This window comes from Marinobacter mobilis, assembly GCF_900106945.1.
Taxonomy (GTDB): domain Bacteria; phylum Pseudomonadota; class Gammaproteobacteria; order Pseudomonadales; family Oleiphilaceae; genus Marinobacter; species Marinobacter mobilis.
In genome coordinates, this window is the sequence record NZ_FNNE01000009.1 from 70,133 (window position 1) to 84,758 (window position 14,626).

Genomic DNA, 14,626 nt, shown 5'->3' on the forward strand with positions numbered 1-14,626 from the left:
GTCAGGCCTCCCCGCCCTGTTTTACCGCCAGCCACAGGGGGCGATACAAGACGTCTGCCCAGTGGCGAAACTCGCCATTGGCCATTAACGCGTCAAAGTCAGGGAAGGCGCGCCGCAAGGCCGGGCGCTGATCCACCTCGCCCTTGGTATTGAAACCTCCCTCATAGGCCGCACGGGCTTCCGAGAGCGCTTTGTCCTCATCCTTGTCGACCCACGCCAGCCAGGCAAAGGCAGTATTCGGCGCAATTGCCAGGGGGCTTTCGAGACTGGAGAGCCAACCCGAAAGGAGCGATGTCAGGTGCTCGGCGGCCACCTCGGCCGGCAATGGCGGAAACATCATTTTACCGACCTTGCTCAAGAGAATTGTCGTGCAGGGATCAGAGTTCAGCAGACACGCCGCCAGGTGCCTGATCCACGGCGTCAGCGCCGGGCCCCAGCGATAGCGTTTACGGCCGTCGACCAGATTACTGCTTGAGACGGTGATACAGGCCCGCCCGCCTGTCGGCGACTGTCGTACGCCGCCAACCCAGTCCTCAACCGACACTGGCTGGTCGTGAACCGTCACATCAAACCGGAACAACTGGAGATCCATCGCGTCCGGGAACTGACGCAGCGATTCCTGATAACGCTGATACAGCTCAGGGAGATCCAGCCCAACCTGTTGCTGAAGCACCTGACCAATACCGCCCTGGGGAAAGTCCCCTCTGGCCGCCTGACGCTGAATGATTCCATTCAGGCGGTTTCGCAAAACGGAGCCATCTTGGTCCGAAAAGTCCTGCTCCGCAGTGTTCCCGCCTTCGCCCCGGTCGTTGCCGAGTAACGCTTCACGTATAAGTTCGTCGGTCAGTTTCCACCGTTCGAGACCATCAAGCACAAAGGGTTCATCGTCACAAAGCGGTTCTTCCAGCTCTGAAAAACGGATGCCCAACCGCTGCTGGAAAAAGCACTCGACCGGCGAACGGAGAAAGCCGCCCAGTGCCGCAAGCGTGAGCGGTTCCTCCAGCAGATACGCGGGCCGGGTTCCGTCAAGACCGCCCGTTCCCTTGGCCACTGATTCGCGAGGCGCATGCGCTGCCCGCCACTCCTTGGCAAAGGTGAACAGCCCCCCCGATTCCGGGCCATTGGGGAAATAACGGGGGCTGAACGGCTGCAGCGGGTGAACCGTGGTCAGGTGCTCCGTCAGGCTGGCACCGGCAGGCTCCAGAGGCCGAATCGTGTCCAGATGATCCTGTAGCTGAGCCACCAATACCGAGGGTGGCCGCTCAGAATTGTCATTAATACTTCGGCCTACCCAACTGATATAAAGCTGGTTTCTAGAAGAAAGAAACGCTTCCAGGAAGAGGTACCGATCATCTTCCCGGCGCGAACGGTCGCCTGGACGGTAGTCGTCAGCCATCAGATCGAAATCTACTGGAGACTGGCTGCGGGGGTATTCGCCGTCACTCATTCCCAACAGGCAAATACGCTTGAATGGAATGGCTCGCATCGGCATGAGCGTAGCAAAATTCACTTTTCCGGCGAGGAAACGCTGGCTGAGGCCGCCTTTCTCCAGCCCGGAAAGCCAGACTTCGCGGACAATCTGCAGTGGTAACACCTCCTCCTCCAGCCCTCCGGTACGGCACGCCTCAATCCACTTCTCCACTACCTGCTCAAGGTGAGAAAACACCAGGGTATCGTCATCCTCCAGATTAACGAAGAAACCCTCCCGCATTGCGGTCAGCATGTCGGCCCACTCCAGCGGTTGCCTCGCCGTCTGAAGCGATTGCCAAAGTTCAGCCAACCGCCGTAAAAACAGCTCAAGCTGACCTGCAAGCCTGCTTTCAAGCCCACCGACCTCGCCGTAGGGCTCAATGCCCTGCCAAGCCTCGCCGTCACCCACCGCATAGCCCAGCAACATTCGCCGCAGACCGAACAGCCAGGTGTTCTGTTCCATCCCCTCAGGCAGCTCATGGCAAGCACGATGGGCGCCATCCAGCCCCCATCGAATATTGGCCCCGTGAATCCACTGGTGCAGTTGCGGCAGATCGCTTTCTTCAAGTCCGAACCGTTGCCGCAACGCGGGAACATCGAGCAGGTCGAGTATATCGCTCACTGCAAGTCGGGATTCCGGTAACGACAGCAGCTTCTCCAGAGCAATCAAGGCCGGCAGCTTATGGCGCTGCCCCTGGTCGGAGACGGTAAAAGGAATGTAACGGGGATCTTGCGGATCAAGCTGGCCGAACACCGCCTGAATGTGGGGCGTATAGCTGTCGATGTCCGGCACCATCACAATGATGTCCTGGGGTCGGAGGTCCGGATCCACCTCAAAAGCGGCCAGTAACTGGTCGTGGAGAACCTCGACCTCCCGTTGGGCACTGTGGCAGCTATGAAAGACGATGGAGTCGTCAATCTGATCCAGCGCCATGGTGCGGGTTGCCTCGCTGACCGGGCGCAGGTTGAGGATATCGTCCTGAATCGCCATCAGCAGGTTGGGCGCCTGGTGCTGGCTCCCAACACCGGCTTCATGTTCATCCCAGGGTGGCCGAAACAGGTCAATAGACTCGAAACAGTGGCGATAGCTGCTCTGATCGTCGTACTCATCGAGCAAGCGAATGTAATCCCGACCCTGCTTTCCCCAAGCCGCCAGCAAAGGATGGGCATGGAGGTGCAGGTTATTGTCATTCAACACGTCCGGCATATCGTTGCGTTGCAGGCCCCGTTTCCGGGATGCCCGCAACAACTCCCGGTCTTCGACGATGTCGGCCCAAAAATATTTGCAGGGGTTGTGCACGCACAGCAGTACCTGCATGCACTGCCCCAGCAGGCTCAACACTTCAAGCGTCTGTTGGGGGAGTGAAGAAACCCCAAATACCACCAGGCGTCTGGGCAGCCCCCGGGGCCGGTTCCTGGCCGTGAGCGTGGACGCTGCCGCCAGGAACCGGTGGTGGATATCAGCGCGGCTATCGCCAGAATCGTTGTTGGGCTTTGTCTCAATATCAGCGACCAGCCGCCGCCAAAGTTCGGCCTGCCACTGCTGCTCTTGCGGCAGAGGGCGTTCCTGGTTTCCACGCATGCGGATCACATCGCGATGCTGGCGCCAGCCTTCAAGCCAGTCCGCCCGATAGACCTGATACTGGTCGAACAGGTCAGCGATGCGCTCCGCCAGCTGATAGCGGCGGCGATCGGACTCTTCGCCTGCAAGAAATCGAGCCAGGGAATCAAACACCGGCTCGGATACCAGATCAGGCAGAATGCGGTAGAGGCGCCAGACCAACTGATCCTTGTCGTACGGCGACTGGGTAGCAACAACGTCATCTCCGAGCACCGCCCGGTACGCCTGCCAAAGAAAGCGCGAAGGCAACGAGAACTTCATTGCCGCTGCAATACCCAGTCCTGCCATCTCGGAGTCGTCATCATCCCTGGCCAGCGCGAGCTTGAGCCACTGCGCTATACCGTTCGAATGAACAAGAAACACTTCGTCATCCAGCGCCCCCAAGGGATAGTTGCGAATAACTTCAACAACCAGCGAACGCAGGTCCTCAAGGCGATTGGCGTGGATCACCTGAAAACCGACGGGCAACGATGGTGTGTCAGCCGAAGCCAACGGTTTCCCTTGGGGGGATTGGAGCATAGTGAACAACATCCTGGCGGTGATGACGGTCGGGAGCATAGCCTTACCCGACACCGTATCCAAACATTACTGTTTTTCACAGGGTTACCGGTTTATTCCGCTCAACAATACTACACCCGCAGATGAGACGGACTGATAACGCTGACTCTATCGTCGTTGACGTAAGCGACAGGGCTTGTCGTCTATAGTCAAAATTGTGGCGTAAAAATCCCTTTGCCTTGGCGTGTTTGGTCAAAAGGTTACGGGACATAACCGCTACAATCGATTGGGTCCCATTTTAGGGGATCACCAGCAGGTCTGTTATCCGAACTGAACTCCTGTTGGTCGCCAATATAATAAAGGAGCTTCAGGTATGCGACGCTGGAATGGCTGGGGAGATGATCAATTTGCACTGGAACTGCCCGCAGAGGGGCAACAGTTCCTGGCCGACCGAATCGGTGAAGCCACCCCGCTGGCGGATGCCACTCTGGAATCCGTATGCGCACAGGTTCCGGATTCTCGCCTGGCACCTCACCCGCTGATTGATACCGGAGCAGAGATCCGGGTCCGCCACGCCCGCGGCCAAAGCCTGTGCGACTGGCTGGCCATGCGAAGCGGGCATTTCGGGGTATTTCCGGATGGCGTTGCACTGCCTGAAACCAGTGAGGATGTTCGTACTTTGCTGGCCTACGCCCAGGCAAATGATGTCAAGGTCATCCCCTACGGCGGCGGTACAAGCGTTGCCGGCCATATCACGCCCCTGGCGGATGCCCGTCCGGTGCTGACCGTCAGTCTTGCCGCCATGAACCGGTTAATCGATATTGATACCGACAGCCAGATTGCAACCTTCGGCGCCGGCACCCCCGGCCCTCTCGTGGAATCCCAGTTGCGGGCTGAAGGCTACACACTCGGTCATTTTCCACAATCCTTTGAGCTGTCTACCATCGGTGGCTGGGTCGCCAGCCGGTCCAGCGGCCAGCAATCCCTGCGCTATGGCCGTATCGAGCAACTCTATGCCGGTGGTCGTATCGAAACCCTCAGGGGCTCTCTGGATATTCCCACTATTCCCGCATCCAGCGCCGGCCCCGATGTCCGAGAGATGGTCCTGGGATCGGAAGGCCGGATAGGCATCATCACGGAAGTCAAAGTACGGGTAACCCGTCTGCCCGAGCAGGAAAGCTTCCACGTGGTGTTTTTCCCGACTTGGGCGCAAGCCAGGGATGCCGCGCGCGAGCTGGTTCAGAATCGGCTCCAGCTTTCCATGCTACGCCTCAGTAATGCCGTCGAAACCGAAACACAGCTGGCCCTTGCCGGCCACCCCGGACAAATTCGTCTGCTGGAGAAGTTCCTCGCATTCCGGGGCGCCGGTGATAAGAAGTGCATGATGACCTTCGGTGTAACCGGCACCCGGCATCAGTGTCGGCATGCCCTCAGCGAAGCCCGCAAACATTGCTCTGCCTACGATGGCGTCTATACCGGCAAATACCTTGGTGCGAAATGGGCTGAGAAACGGTTCACCATGCCCTACCTTCGGGAAGCTCTTTGGCAAATGGGCTATGCCGTCGACACATTAGAAACCGCCACTGACTGGGACAACGTCGATGCGCTTCTCGGCAAGATTGAAGACAATCTGCGCCAGGGCCTTACTGACGATGGTGAACGCCTGCACGTGTTTACCCACTTGTCCCATTTCTACGGTCAGGGATGCAGCATCTACACCAGCTACGTTTTCCGCACCGCGGATAACTATGAGGACACCTTGGCACGCTGGCAGCGCCTCAAGCAAAGCACCTCCCGCATCATTGTTGAAAACGGCGGGACCATCAGTCACCAACACGGTGTTGGCAAAGATCACGCTCCCTTCCTTGAGGTTGAAAAGGGTGAACTTGGCATGGCAGCCATCAGCGGCCTGTGCCAGATCTTTGACCCGGAAGGACGCCTGAACCCTGGCACCCTGATTCAGCCCATCAACAAATAAGAAACGGAGGCTCCCCATGCGCCAACCGGCCCGGATGGATGCCCTTGCTGCCTTGAGAGATGGCGCCCTGGCATTTGACCTCATAGTGATAGGCGGCGGTATCACGGGTGCCGGCATCGCTCGCGAAGCGGCTGCCGGCGGGTTACGAACCCTGCTGGTGGAACAGCGGGACTTTGCCTGGGGAACGTCGAGCCGCTCATCGAAAATGGTTCACGGCGGGCTCCGTTATCTCGGTAGCGGCCAGTTCCGTCTGACCCGTGATGCCGTTCGGGAACGCCAGCGGCTTCTGGAAGAGGTTCCCGGTCTGGTGCGCCCGCTGCAGTTCCTCATGCCTCATTACCGGCGACAGTTTCCGGGCCCCTGGTTGTTTGGCCTGCTCCTGGCTGTCTACGACCGGCTTGCAGGCCGCCGTTCCCGCCGCCGTCTCAATGCCGCCGAAACCCTCAACTGGGTGCCGGGCTTACGTACCCAGAACCTGGTGGGTGCCAGCGGCTTCCTCGATGCTGTCACCGACGATGCCAGACTGGTGCAGCGGATTCTTGAAGAAGCAAGAAACTCCGGGGCCTGGTGCCTTAACTATCTCAAGGCCAGCGTCGGACCTGCCAATGGAGGCAAGAGGACCGTAACCCTCACCGACACGTCCGGGCCACAGGTTAAGAGTTTTGAGCTGTCTGCCCCCGTCATTGTGAATGCAACCGGCGCCTGGGCGAGTGAGGTCGATCCCGGGGATGGGCAATCGCAACGAAGCATCCGTCCGTTACGCGGCAGTCACCTGGTACTCCCTTATGAAAGCCTGCCGGTATCGTGCTCAGTGTCACTGCTGCACCCTGAAGATCGTCGTCCGGTATTCGCGTTCCCCTGGCACGGCATGACGGTTCTGGGGACCACCGATCTTGATCATCCCGCGCCCCTGGACCTCGAGCCCCGGATTACCGAGGGAGAACTGGAATATCTGCTGAAGATCTCGTCGACACTGTTTCCCGGCCGCCAGATTACCCGCAACGAGATTGTTGCGACCTGGGCCGGGGTGCGCCCGGTGGTCAGTGAAGGCCCGGGCAAGGCGCCCTCAAAAGAAAACCGCGAACACGTGATCTGGGATCATCAGGGACTGGTCAACGTCGCCGGCGGTAAGCTGACCACCTATCGGCTGATTGCCCGGCAGATCCTCGAGCAGTGCCGCCCTTACCTGACGCATCTGCAACTGCCGGACGATGCTCTGCCCGGCTTCTCCCCCCCGCCATCCGCGGACCAAGCCGGCGGACAACGTCCCAATAGCATCCCGCACAATGACTGGCGCAAACTCCAGGGGAGCTATGGCCCTGCGTTGGCGAAAGTGCTCGAGTCCGGTGAACCGCTGAAGATACCCGGAACCGACACCTACTGGTGTGAACTGATCTGGGCCGCCGCTAACACCGATGTCATTCACCTGGATGACCTGATGCTCCGACGCACCCGTCTCGGTCTGATGCTCCCCAACGGGGCCAGTGAGCTGCTGGATCTTATTGAAAAAGCCTGCAGCGCCGCATTGGGCTGGGACAAGGCCGCCTGGGTGAAAGAGCGCGAACGATACCTGGCCATCTGGCGTGAAAACTACTCTCTGCCTTCCTCTGACACTACAGCTCCGGAGGCACCGCATGGCGCAGTCTGACCCTCTCATTCTGGCAATCGACAACGGCACCCAAAGTGTTCGCGCGCTGTTGTTTGATAGCTGCGGCCATCTGGTCGGCAAGGGCAAGCAGGAAATTGAACCTTACTTTTCCGAACAGCCGGGCTGGGCAGAACAGCATCCAGAGTATTTCTGGGAGCAACTTGGCAAGGCCTGCCAACGGCTGTGGTCATCGACGGATATTCGTCCGGATCAGGTCGCCGGTATCACCGTCACCACCCAGCGCGGAACCGTGATTAACCTGGACAGCGACGGCAAGCCCCTGCGTCCGGCCATCACCTGGCTCGACCAGCGTCATGCCCGGGTCGACGGCCCCCTCAAAGGTCCCTGGGGCTGGCTGTTCAAGACGTTACGCCTGGAGGAGACCATTGAGCGCTTCAGGGAGAAGACCCAGGCCAACTGGATTGCCCAGAACCAACCGGACATCTGGGCCAATACGGCTCACTACCTGCTGTTGTCCGGATACCTGAATTATCGGCTGACCGGGGAGTTTCGCGATTCCACCGGCAGCCAGGTTGGTTATCTCCCCTTTGACTACAAGAACCAGCGCTGGGCTTCGCCCAGGGACTTCAAGTGGCAGGCAATGCCGGTGACCCGAGACATGCTTCCGGATCTCGTTCAGCCAGGCGAAACCATTGGTCACCTTCATGCTGAAGCCGCCAGCCATCTCGGAGTTCCGCAGGGGTTGCCAGTTATCGCAGCCGCTTCCGACAAAGCGTGTGAAATTCTGGGCTCCGGTGGACTCACGCCTGATGTTGGCTGTATGAGCTATGGCACCACCGCCACCATCAACACCACCAGCAGGCGTTATGTCGAACCAACCCGCTTCATGCCACCGTACCCTTCAGCCCTACCCGGTCACTACTCCACTGAGGTGATGATCTATCGGGGATTCTGGATGGTCAGCTGGTTCAAGCAGCAGTTCGGGCTGCGGGAGCAAAAACTTGCAGAGGCTCGGGGCATTGAGCCGGAAGCGTTGTTCGATGAGCTGGTCGATTCGGTGCCGGCAGGATCCATGGGCCTGATGCTGCAGCCTTACTGGTCGCCAGGGGTACGAAACCCGGGGCCAGAGGCAAAAGGTTCGATCATTGGATTTGGCGACGTCCACACCCGCGCCCATCTCTATCGCGCCATTCTCGAAGGGCTTGCCTACGCCCTGCGCGAAGGCAAGGAGCGCATCGAAAAGCGTAGCGGGCAGAAAATACGCAGGCTGCGGGTCGCCGGGGGCGGTTCTCAGAGCAACGCCGCCATGCAGCTGACCGCCGATATCTTCGGGTTACCGGCCGAGCGCCCTCACACCTATGAAACCTCGGGCCTTGGTGCAGCGATTGATGCAGCAGTCGGCCTGAAACTTCATCCGGATTTCGCCACTGCAGTGGCAAAAATGACCCGGGTTGGCGACACTTTTTACCCAAACCCAGAGACCAGCGCGCTCTACAACCGGCTGTATCGGGAGGTTTACCTGGACATGTATCCCAGGCTGCAGCCGCTGTATCACAAAATCCGGAACATCACGGGGTACCCGAAGTAGCGCCTGACATCAGCCTAAAGGCTGGTCACGCGAATGCTTTCCCAATAAAAAAGGCTCCTGGACGAATCCGGGAGCCTTTTTTATTGGGGCCGCCTTGGGGTGTCAGCCTCCAAATTGGTCAGACACGCCAATCGCAGGCAAAAGCCCGCCAGCTCAACACTGAACTGTATCAGTGAAAGCAGTGCGTAACGGGATCGAAAGCAATAAAGAATATTCGCAGCCTTTTCTGACCTACGAAACCTGAGGCCAGCCGCTACTTGATAACTTGAGGAAAAAATGGAGGCGCGGGTCGGAATCGAACCGGCGTACACGGAGTTGCAGTCCGCTGCATAACCACTCTGCCACCGCGCCGGGAAAAGTCCGAAGTAAATAAGGGGACTTTTATGCTCTCAGGTGGACTGTGAGAGACTTGATACTGCTTTCCATTCCGGGCGAACCGGAGAGGAAATTGGAGCGGGAAACGAGATTCGAACTCGCGACCCCAACCTTGGCAAGGTTGTGCTCTACCAACTGAGCTATTCCCGCTCTGAATCACTGCGACTTGCTGTTGCTGTCGAAGTGGCGCATATATTAATGGATCGAGCTGAAGAGTCAACCCCTTTTTTACTAAAAACTTACCCGTAACTACTTGATTATTCTTTGATCAATCCTTTATCACCCCATCATCAAGGGGTTCCGGACTTGCTGGATGGGCGGATGGAAACAGGTCCGGCCAGGCAGCCTTCAGGTACAGCACCATCGACCACAGGGTCAAAGCCGCTGCCAGGTACAAAAGGACTGTGCCGACGGACGACCAGGCAATACCCGGAGGAAAGGCCAGCAACATCACAATGGCCACCATCTGGGCGGTCGTCTTGACCTTACCAATATAGGACACGGCCACACTGGCCCGACTGCCCATTTCAGCCATCCATTCCCTGAGCGCGGAGATCACGATCTCACGCCCTATAATGATGACCGCCGGCAGGGTCAGAACTGCACTGTGATGCTCCTCAACGAGCACGGTAAGCGCCACGGCAACCATCAGCTTGTCAGCGACCGGATCCAGAAAGGCGCCAAAAGGCGTGCTCTGATCCAATTTGCGGGCCAGATAGCCATCGAGCCAGTCGGTGGCCCCTGCCAGGGCAAAGATTGCCGCACTGACCACGTATCGCCATTCAACCGGCAGGTAAAATATAACCACGAATACCGGAATCATCACGATGCGCGAAAGCGTCAGAATATTGGGTACATTCATAAATCTTTTTACTCATTGTGCAAAGCTGCATAGATGGTGTCCGCCAGGGTTTTACTGATTCCCCTAACCTTGGCGATTTCATCAATGCTTGCTTTGCGTATTTCCTGAATGCCACCAAAATACCGTATCAGGTCACGGCGGCGTTTGGGCCCTACCCCTTCAATGCCCTCCAGTGTCGACTGGCGGCGCTTTTTATCACGACGGGCACGATGGCCGGTGATGGCAAATCGATGAGACTCATCCCGGATATGCTGTATCAGGTGCAATGCGGGCGAATCTGCCGGCACCCGGAACACGTCGCCGGTGAGCGCGTCGATGAGCTGCTCCATGCCTGCCCGACGGGTAACGCCCTTGGCGACACCAATCAGCGGTATGTCAGAGATGTTCAAAGATTCAAACACCTCCCGGGCTATATTCAACTGTCCTTTACCACCGTCAATAAACACCAGATCGGGACGCTTGCCATCACCGCTCACCAGCTTTTGGTAGCGCCGGGTCAACACCTGGCGCATAGCCGCATAATCGTCCCCGCCGGTAATCCCTTCAATGTTGTAGAGCCGGTAATCAGATTTCAATGGCCCATTCTCATCGAAAACCACGCAGGATGCGACCGTATTTTCCCCGTGGCTGTGGCTGATATCAAAGCACTCCATCCGCGAAGGCGTCTCGGTGAGCTCAAGCAACTCCCTGAGCGCGAGCAACCGGCGATAAACGGTTTCCTTGCTCGCGAGGTGTGTCAGGAGGGTCTGGCGGGCATTGGTTTCTGCCAGTTCCAGCCATTTCCGGCGCTCACCACGGACGTTGCCACGAATCCGGACCTCTCGCCCCGCACCTTCCGATAGCGCCTGCTCAAGGAGCTCGCGCCCCTCCACCTCGGCTGCCACAAGCACATCCCGCGGGAAGTCTCGCTTCACGTCACCGCCAAAGTAAAACTGCCCCAGAAAAGCACCGATCAGCTCGGCTTCAGACTGCTCAATGGAGTATCGCGGGAAGTAGTCCTTGGTTCCCAGCACCCGCCCACCGCGGACAATAATCACAACCACACAGACAATGCCTGCATCCTGAGAAAGGGCAATCACATCAGCGTCGCCGCCTTCACTGTCGACGGATTGCTGCTCCTGTACGTGGCGCAGGTGATTGATCTGGTCGCGGTAGGCTGCTGCTTTTTCAAATTCAAGCGTCTTCGCGGCGAGCTCCATCGCCTCCATCAGGTCATTGATGATGGCCGGATTCTTGCCTTCCAGGAACATGGTGGCGTGGCGGACGTCCTGCTGGTAGGCCTCAGGGGTTATGAATTCGACACAGGGCGCGGTACAGCGATTGATCTGATATTGCAGACAGGGGCGGGACCTGTTTCTAAAATAGCTTTCATTACAGGATCTTATCTTAAATATCTTTTGAAGAATATTAAGACTTTCCTTGACCGCCCCGGAGCTGGGATAAGGCCCGAACCAGGTGCCTCCGCCTTTTTTGGTACGTCCCCGCCGGAAGGTCAGCGAGGGATAGTCCTGATGGGATGACAAATAGATATAGGGATAGGATTTATCGTCCCGCATCAGGATGTTATAGGGGGGGCGCAGCGACTTGATCAGGTTCTGCTCGAGCAGTAACGCCTCGGTTTCGCTGCCCGTTATGGTGATCTCAATATCGTGGATGCGAGCGACCAGCGCCTCAGTTTTTGGTGCCAGGCCGGTTTTGCGGAAGTAGCTGCTGACACGCTTGCGAAGATTGCGGGCCTTGCCGACATACAGGATAGCCCCGTCTACCCCATACATTCGGTAGACACCGGGACGCTCTGTCAGCTGCTTGAGAAATCGAGAGGTATCAAAGCCCCAGCTCTGATCGTCAGACCTTGTCGGCATCGAGCAATCCGAGCCGGACCGCCATCAAGGCCAGTTCCACGTCACTGGAAATGCCCAGCTTCTCGAAAATACGATAGCGGTAACTATTGACGGTTTTCGGGCTGAGGCACAGCTTGTCGGAAATGTCCTGCACTTTCTGGCAATCAACCACCATCAGGGCAATCTGGAGCTCGCGCTCAGACAGGCGATCAAATGCAGAATCACCGGCATCGCCGCCTGCATCACCGCCGAGGTTCTTGAGGGCCATTTTCTGGGCAATCTCGGGGCTGATGTATCGCTGACCGGCATGGGCCATGCGAATCGCACGCACCATTTCACGAATGTCAGCACCCTTGGTGATATAGGCCGTAGCGCCCGCCTGCATAACCCTTGTCGGATAAGGATCGTCAGCACAAGCCGTCACCACAATCACGCGTATGCCATCATCAATACGAAGGATTCGCCGGGTAGCTTCCAGGCCACCAATGCCGGGCATGCGAATATCCATCAATACAATGTCGGGGCTCAGCTGCCGAACCGTATCAATGGCATCCTCACCGGAAGACGCCTGGCCGACCACCTCGATATCGGGGTCGTCTGCCAGCATCCGGGTTATCCCGGAGCGCACCAGTTCGTGGTCATCTACAACCAATACCCTAATCAACGCGCACCTCTCGCGAGTTCGACTAACCGGAAAACACAGGGATTGTAACGTCTACCGTAAATCAGGGGTAGTAACGCGTCAAAGTATTAGGATCTTGTGCCAGCACTGGGGCCCAGTCCTGCGGTATTCTCCACAGGGTCAAACCACACCACCAGCTCACCCTGCCTGACCGCCGCCCGAACCCGGTCACGCTCGGCCATGGGTGATTCCGTGTCATTCAGCCCATGGTAGCGGGTACAGTACTCTTCCACGAGCCCCATGAGCTGATCTTCCGGAATAAGTTCGGCATCAACCACGAACCTTTCCTCACGAGGATCACCCTGAACCTCATTCTCAGATGTGGACATACCGCTCCTGCACGTGTTTGGATTAGCAGCCTATCCTACCCTGTCACCCGGATGTCGTAAAACGTGACGCCAGCTCTGTCATGATCCGCGATTCGTCACGCAGCGCCTCACTGACGTCAAGGGTTTGCTCCACATTGCAGCTCAGGGTTTCAGCACTTGCATCGAGTGCCTGAGCCCGACGGCCCACCCGTCCGATTTCGTCACGCTGCAGAAGCACTGCCCGACTGATTTCCAGACTGTGTGCTTCGAGGTCTTCGAACTGCGACTTCATCCCCTCCAAATGCCGCTTCAAGGCATCCAGATAAGACCGGTTTTGCCCGCCAGCCTCCCGCATTTCAGACAATAAGCCCCCAACATCGCCCACGCCGTCCAACAGGTCGTGAACCCATTGACGAATTTCCCCGGTGGACTCCGAGGTCCGGCGGGACAGGTTGCGCACTTCCTCAGCAACAACGGCAAATCCCCGCCCCTGATCACCAGCTCGCGCTGCCTCAATTGCAGCATTCAGCGCCAGCAGATTGGTCTGTTCGGCAATATCAGCGATAACGCCGATCACCTGTTCGATTTTCGACGATGACTCGTTCAAAACTTGAATTGAATCACTCACCCGGTCAATCACCGTTACCGCATGCTCGGCCGCCTGCTCGCTGTTCCGAAGCCCCTGCTGAACCTCAAGGTTTCGCCTCACTGCAGCGTTCACCGTCAGATCAGACGCAGTCGTTGCCTGCTCAATGGCTGACGCCTGATCAGCAATCACCGTGGCAGACTGGTTTACATCAATGATCTGCTGACGTGTAAGGGTCGAGCTTGCCTGCACATCATGCGCCTGAGCCTCAAGCACCTCTGATCGCAAGACCAGGCTGGCCGCCGCCCCCCGAATATCGACGATAAAATGCTCAAAACGATCCACTAGCCCGGTTAACGCCGCTCCCAGGCCTGCCACCTCATCGGTCCCACTGACCCTCGGCAGCCGGGTCAGGTCCGACGTGGAATCCATCGCACGCAGATCCCTTTCTATCTTCTGAAGTCGCACAATCACAGTCCTGCGGAGCCAGGCAGTAATCACCACAATTGCGACCAGGAACGCCGCAGACGCTAGCAGAAGATTAAATTTCTGACGCTCGAGGAACACCAGTAAGCGTGTAGATTCCACTTCCAGTTGCTCCCGACTCGCGGCCTTGCGCCGACTGATGGCGTCGAGCATGGGATCAACCGCGGGAAAGAGCCTGAAATCCACCACCTGCCCAACCCGGTAATAACTTTCCTGCTCGATGCCTTCGCCCATGGAGGCAACCAACTCCTGAATCAGCGCAAACGTCAACTCGTGCTCACGAACCCAAGCGGTTAAAGGTGCCGATTCATTGGCGACCTTCCAGTGCAGCTCCAGGTTTTGCGCAACCTCACCGAATTCGGCGTGGATTTCATCCCACAGCATTAGCTGCGCCTTGATCTTGAACGCCAGGTCCTGCAACCGCCGATGATCGGATTCAAGATCATTCAGCACCCAGGATTCACCGAGATTATCGGAAAGCAGGTGATGGGTCGCCCGCTCTGCCCGACTCATGATCGCCCACGAAATAAACGCCAGCACCGCCAGTGCAGACACGGATAGGGTGGAAAAGAAAAAGATACGACTGCGGACTGTTCGGAGCATGATTCTGACCTGACACGGGAATCAGCCGAAGGGTAGAAAGAAACCATGACAGTTTTGTTTCATCGCAGGACAGGTTTCCTGAATACCAACAAGAATTAACATCTCGTTACAACGGATTT

At 57.6% G+C, this 14,626-nt stretch carries 9 protein-coding genes and 2 tRNA genes; 3 read left to right on the forward strand and 8 right to left on the reverse strand.

Going from position 1 to position 14,626, the window contains the following annotated elements; all coding sequences use genetic code 11:
* Window position 1: 1 nt before the first annotated feature.
* Complete coding sequence (gene recC, locus BLV11_RS14265) at window positions 2-3,610, reverse strand: exodeoxyribonuclease V subunit gamma (protein ID WP_091815884.1); 3,609 nt, start codon at window positions 3,608-3,610, stop codon at window positions 2-4.
* Window positions 3,611-3,962: 352 nt separating this feature from the next.
* Here recC and BLV11_RS14270 point away from each other — a divergent pair, with 352 nt between their 5' ends.
* Genes BLV11_RS14270 through BLV11_RS14280 form a run of 3 tightly spaced genes read left to right on the forward strand, consistent with a single transcriptional unit; the run spans window position 3,963 to window position 8,764 of the window.
* Window positions 3,963-5,567 (forward strand): FAD-binding oxidoreductase, encoded by a 1,605-nt coding sequence (locus BLV11_RS14270; RefSeq protein ID WP_091815887.1) that lies wholly within the window; start codon window positions 3,963-3,965, stop codon window positions 5,565-5,567.
* A gap of 16 nt (window positions 5,568-5,583) precedes the next feature.
* Window positions 5,584-7,215, forward strand: coding sequence for a glycerol-3-phosphate dehydrogenase/oxidase (locus tag BLV11_RS14275; protein ID WP_245726042.1), 1,632 nt, complete (start codon window positions 5,584-5,586; stop codon window positions 7,213-7,215).
* Complete coding sequence (locus tag BLV11_RS14280; protein WP_091815890.1) at window positions 7,202-8,764, forward strand: FGGY-family carbohydrate kinase; 1,563 nt, start codon at window positions 7,202-7,204, stop codon at window positions 8,762-8,764. The genes BLV11_RS14275 and BLV11_RS14280 overlap by 14 nt, the downstream gene beginning before the upstream one ends.
* 277 nt (window positions 8,765-9,041) lie before the next feature.
* Here the strand turns inward: BLV11_RS14280 and BLV11_RS14285 are convergent.
* From BLV11_RS14285 to BLV11_RS14315, 7 genes are all read right to left on the reverse strand, one after another.
* A tRNA-Cys gene (locus BLV11_RS14285) sits at window positions 9,042-9,115 on the reverse strand.
* A gap of 98 nt (window positions 9,116-9,213) precedes the next feature.
* Window positions 9,214-9,289 (reverse strand) — tRNA-Gly (locus BLV11_RS14290).
* Window positions 9,290-9,407: 118 nt separating this feature from the next.
* The gene (gene pgsA, locus BLV11_RS14295) at window positions 9,408-10,001 is read right to left on the reverse strand and encodes a CDP-diacylglycerol--glycerol-3-phosphate 3-phosphatidyltransferase (RefSeq protein WP_091815893.1); all 594 of its coding nucleotides are present in this window, start codon (window positions 9,999-10,001) and stop codon (window positions 9,408-9,410) included.
* A gap of 8 nt (window positions 10,002-10,009) precedes the next feature.
* Window positions 10,010-11,863, reverse strand: coding sequence for an excinuclease ABC subunit UvrC (gene uvrC / locus BLV11_RS14300; protein ID WP_091815897.1), 1,854 nt, complete (start codon window positions 11,861-11,863; stop codon window positions 10,010-10,012).
* Window positions 11,847-12,506 carry a UvrY/SirA/GacA family response regulator transcription factor gene (uvrY, locus tag BLV11_RS14305; protein WP_091815904.1) on the reverse strand — a complete coding sequence of 220 codons (660 nt, stop codon included), beginning with the start codon at window positions 12,504-12,506 and terminating at the stop codon, window positions 11,847-11,849. The genes uvrC and uvrY overlap by 17 nt, the downstream gene beginning before the upstream one ends.
* 86 nt (window positions 12,507-12,592) lie before the next feature.
* Window positions 12,593-12,853 (reverse strand): YheU family protein, encoded by a 261-nt coding sequence (locus BLV11_RS14310; RefSeq protein WP_091815908.1) that lies wholly within the window; start codon window positions 12,851-12,853, stop codon window positions 12,593-12,595.
* A gap of 43 nt (window positions 12,854-12,896) precedes the next feature.
* A complete protein-coding gene (locus BLV11_RS14315) occupies window positions 12,897-14,507 on the reverse strand; it encodes a methyl-accepting chemotaxis protein (protein WP_091815911.1) in 1,611 nt (536 codons plus the stop codon).
* Between the last annotated feature and the right edge of the window lie 119 nt (window positions 14,508-14,626).

Excerpts from the sequence above, each read along its gene's own strand:
- uvrC (WP_091815897.1), bottom strand. The coding sequence starts at position 11,863 with ATGCCGACAAGGTCTGACGATCAGAGCTGGGGCTTTGATACCTCTCGA.
- BLV11_RS14280 (WP_091815890.1), top strand. The coding sequence starts at position 7,202 with ATGGCGCAGTCTGACCCTCTCATTCTGGCAATCGACAACGGCACCCAA.
- recC (WP_091815884.1), bottom strand. The coding sequence starts at position 3,610 with ATGCTCCAATCCCCCCAAGGGAAACCGTTGGCTTCGGCTGACACACCA.
- BLV11_RS14270 (WP_091815887.1), top strand. The coding sequence starts at position 3,963 with ATGCGACGCTGGAATGGCTGGGGAGATGATCAATTTGCACTGGAACTG.
- BLV11_RS14315 (WP_091815911.1), bottom strand. The coding sequence starts at position 14,507 with ATGCTCCGAACAGTCCGCAGTCGTATCTTTTTCTTTTCCACCCTATCC.
- pgsA (WP_091815893.1), bottom strand. The coding sequence starts at position 10,001 with ATGAATGTACCCAATATTCTGACGCTTTCGCGCATCGTGATGATTCCG.
- BLV11_RS14275 (WP_245726042.1), top strand. The coding sequence starts at position 5,584 with ATGCGCCAACCGGCCCGGATGGATGCCCTTGCTGCCTTGAGAGATGGC.
- BLV11_RS14310 (WP_091815908.1), bottom strand. The coding sequence starts at position 12,853 with ATGTCCACATCTGAGAATGAGGTTCAGGGTGATCCTCGTGAGGAAAGG.